General features: G+C 66.8%; 3 protein-coding genes. 1 reads left to right on the forward strand and 2 read right to left on the reverse strand.

Going from position 1 to position 3,287, the window contains the following annotated elements; genetic code table 11:
• Positions 1 to 294, forward strand: a 294-nt coding sequence (locus AADA04_RS12055; RefSeq protein WP_340693520.1) for a hypothetical protein, incomplete at its 5' end; no start/stop codon positions are given.
• Positions 295 to 351: 57 nt separating this feature from the next.
• On the opposite strand, the gene AADA04_RS12060 is transcribed toward AADA04_RS12055, so the two are convergent.
• Positions 352 to 2,391, reverse strand: coding sequence for a hypothetical protein (locus tag AADA04_RS12060; protein WP_340693521.1), 2,040 nt, complete (start codon positions 2,389 to 2,391; stop codon positions 352 to 354).
• Positions 2,388 to 3,287 (reverse strand): DUF4159 domain-containing protein (locus AADA04_RS12065; RefSeq protein ID WP_340693522.1); only part of this gene is annotated, 900 nt, incomplete at its 5' end. The genes AADA04_RS12065 and AADA04_RS12060, both read right to left, overlap by 4 nt.

The raw sequence follows: 3,287 nt of genomic DNA on the forward strand, positions 1-3,287 counted from the left end.
CCGCCCTTCGGGCTTTTTCCGTGCACTTTCCGGGCTGGCCCCGTGCCCGCCGGGCCCATCTTTGCCCGCATCATCGCGCTGCACCGCGTGCTGGCCGCGCCAGAGGCCCACGCCAAACGCCTCGCCCGCACGCTGGACCGGTTGCGCAAAAAGGGCGAGCCGCGCCCGTCCTGCCTGCCCGTGGCCGGGGCCTATAGGCTCCGCCCCGAACTCGGCATGGTCGCCAGCGCCCTGCCGGGCCTGGTCAATGCCGGGCTGGAATCATGGCCGGAAATGCGGATAGACACGTCCTGATCCACGCCCCTTTCCACGCCTTTTGCCGGACGCAGCCATGCGGGCCGGACACAGGTGCTACCGCCCCTCGCGCCGCCAAGCGAGAATTAGAAAGATCACCAGCAGGCCCGCCGCCAGAAGGCCCGGCAATAGCGGCTGGCTCTTCGACGAGCGCACGGCATAGGCCCCGCGTTCGCGCAGGCCCAGCCAGCCCGCCCCCGCCGCATTGCCGCGCGCGCTGACGCGGCGAATGTCCGGCAGGTTGGTGCCGGCCGCGTTGAGACGGATGACGCCGCCGCCGGTCGCCTTGGCGAACGGCTCCATGATCTGCGTACTGGATTGCAGGTCGGCATATTCCTTCGGGTTGGCCGGCCCGTTCAGGGCCACGGCTTCCAGTCCCCCGGCCTCTGCGCGGTAGAGGCCCAGCTGGTCGATCGGTGCTTCGGCGCTGAATATGCCCGGCGCTTTTTGCGTCCAGACCGGCTCGATGATGCGGCCTTCCGGCGTTTCCAGCTGTAGCGGCGGCGCCGTGTCGAGCAGGGTGCGCAGCTCCATTTTCGCCGTGTCGCCTTCGGCGGTGAGGCTGAGGCGGCGCTCTTCCAGTTCCGGCTCCTTCATCATCCAGTGGACCACCCGGCGGATCAGTTCCGAAAACGGCCCGCCGCCGTTATGCCCGCGGGCCCACAGCCAGATCTGGTCGGACATCAGCATGCCCACCCGGCCCTTATCCACCCGGTCGACTATCAGCAGCGGCTTGTCGTCTGGTCCGCTCATCAGAACGTCCCCGGCCTGCGCCGTCGCCTCGATATAGCGCATCCAGCCGCCCCATGTCTGGCCGTCCAGCGGCGCGGTCACGGCGTGGCGCTTGCCCGCTTCGGTCAGCTTGGGAATGAATTCGCCAGTCCGGATCGTGCCGGTCGGCGAGGCAGGCAGGACAGCGGCAAGGGGAGAGCGCGCAAGGCTGCCGGGCCCGGCAAACGGCTCGCCCGCCGCAATCAGCAGCGCGCCGCCATCGGTCACATAGCGCGCCATATTGGCCAGGTAGGACTGGGTAATCACGCCGCGCCGCTCATACTGGTCGAAGATGATGAGGTCGAAATCCTTCAGCTTGTCGACGAACAGCTCTTCTGTCGGAAAGGCGATAAGCGCCAGTTCCTCGGTCGGCGTGTAATCGGTCTTGTAGGGCGGGCGCAGGATGGTGAAGTGGACAAGGTCGACCGACGGGTCGGATTTCAGCAAGTCGCGCCAGACCCGCCCGGCCTGGTTCGGCTTGCCGGTCACCAGCAGGACGCGCAAGCGGTCGCGAACCCCGGCCAGCGTTGCCGCCGTGCGGTTGTTTGCCAGTGTCAATTCTTCCCGGCCCGGCGGCACTTCCACCACGATGACATTCTCGCCGCGCCGTTCGATCTCGATCGGCAGTTTCGTATTCTCGCCCGCATTGACTTTCACGCGCTCGACCGGCCCGCCATTGAGGGACACGCCCACTTCGATCTCGCCGCCGTCCGGGTCATCGACCCGCACGACAAGGTTCGCCGTTTCGCCGACAATCCCGAAATTCGGCGCATCGACAATCTGCACGCGCCGGTCGCCCCGGTCCGGATCGCCGACCACGAGTCCGTGCACCGGACCGATGGCGTTTTCCCGCGCCTCTCCTGCGGGAAAGTCATGCACCTGGCCGTCGGTCACAAGGATCGCTCCGGCAATCCGGTCGCGCGGCACATCCGCCATCAGGCCTTCCAGCGCGCCGTAAAGATGCGTGCCATCATCATGCGGATCGGATTCCAGCACCCGCACTTCCAGCGACGTGTCAGCCTCCAGCTTGGTCTTCAGCGCATTGAACGCCGTTTGGGCCGCGCTGGCGCGATCCCCGAACTGCATGCTTTCCGACCGGTCGAGCACAATCGCCGCCACCGAGGGCAGGGGCTCGCGCTCTTCTTCCACCAGAGACGGATTGGCAATCGCCGCCGCCAGCAAGGTCAGGCCGAGGCCGCGCGTCAGCGCCGCTTGCCCGCGCAGGAAAACATAAGCGATCCAGGCCAGCGCCGCGACAGCGACGACCAGCCAGAGCGCCGGCCAGCCAAGGAAAGGATCAAACGCAAGACGGGTGGCGTCAATCATTGCGGCCCCCCTTCGGGCAATCTTTCCGGCAGGCGCGGATCGGCCTCGTCTTCATCGCCATTGCCCAGCCGTTCCAGCAGGGCCGGCAGGTGGACCTGGTCGTCCTTGTAATTGCCGGTCAGCACATACATCACGAGATTGACGCCAAAGCGCCGCGCCATTTCGCGCTGCGTCGGCCCGCCATCGACGGAATAGAGATCGCGCCCGCGACTATCCACGGCCCAGGCAGACGCCCAGTCCGCATCGCCGATGAACAGGCGTGAAACGCCGTCGCCGCGCGGGGCGTTCGGTCCGCCGGTCTTCTCGATCCACAGGCGGCGATTGGCAAAGCGGCCGGGAAAACCGTCGAGCAGGTAGAAGCTGCGCGCCAGAACATGATTGGTCGGCACCGGCTGCAGCGGCGGCGCGTCCAGCCCTTCCAGCAGCGTCTCCAGCGGCGCGACATCGGTATCGGTCCCAACCGTTCCGCCCGCCCGCGTGTCGATCACGAGCGCGCCACCGGAACGGAGATAGGCATTGAGCTTGGCAATCGCGGTCGCTGACAATGGCGGCGCGCCTTCAGGAATGCTGAAATAGATCAGCGGGTAGAGTTCCAGCGCGTCGGTTTCGAGGTTCAGCGCGTCCGGTTCAGCTGGCTCCACAGATGTGCGCAGGCTGAGAACGGAGGAGAGGCCCGACAGGCCCGCCCGCGTGCGTTCGTTCAAAGCGCGGTCGCCGGTCTCGACATAGCCGAATCGCATGGTCAGTGCGGCGTCAATTTCCTTCTGCGTCGCGCGGCCCGGCCCGGCAATCGGCACGACCTGCGGCGCGGTCGAGACGCGACGGTAAGAACCGTCCGGCATTTGCTGGTAGCGGTAGGATTGGGCGTCAGCAGGCGGGGCGAGACTGAAGCCGAG

The organism is Hyphomonas sp. (assembly GCF_037969335.1).
Taxonomy (GTDB): Bacteria; Pseudomonadota; Alphaproteobacteria; order Caulobacterales; family Hyphomonadaceae; genus Hyphomonas.

What these genes read in the sequence shown, in the direction of transcription:
- AADA04_RS12060 (WP_340693521.1), bottom strand. Translation starts at nt 2,391, where the DNA reads ATGATTGACGCCACCCGTCTTGCGTTTGATCCTTTCCTTGGCTGGCCG.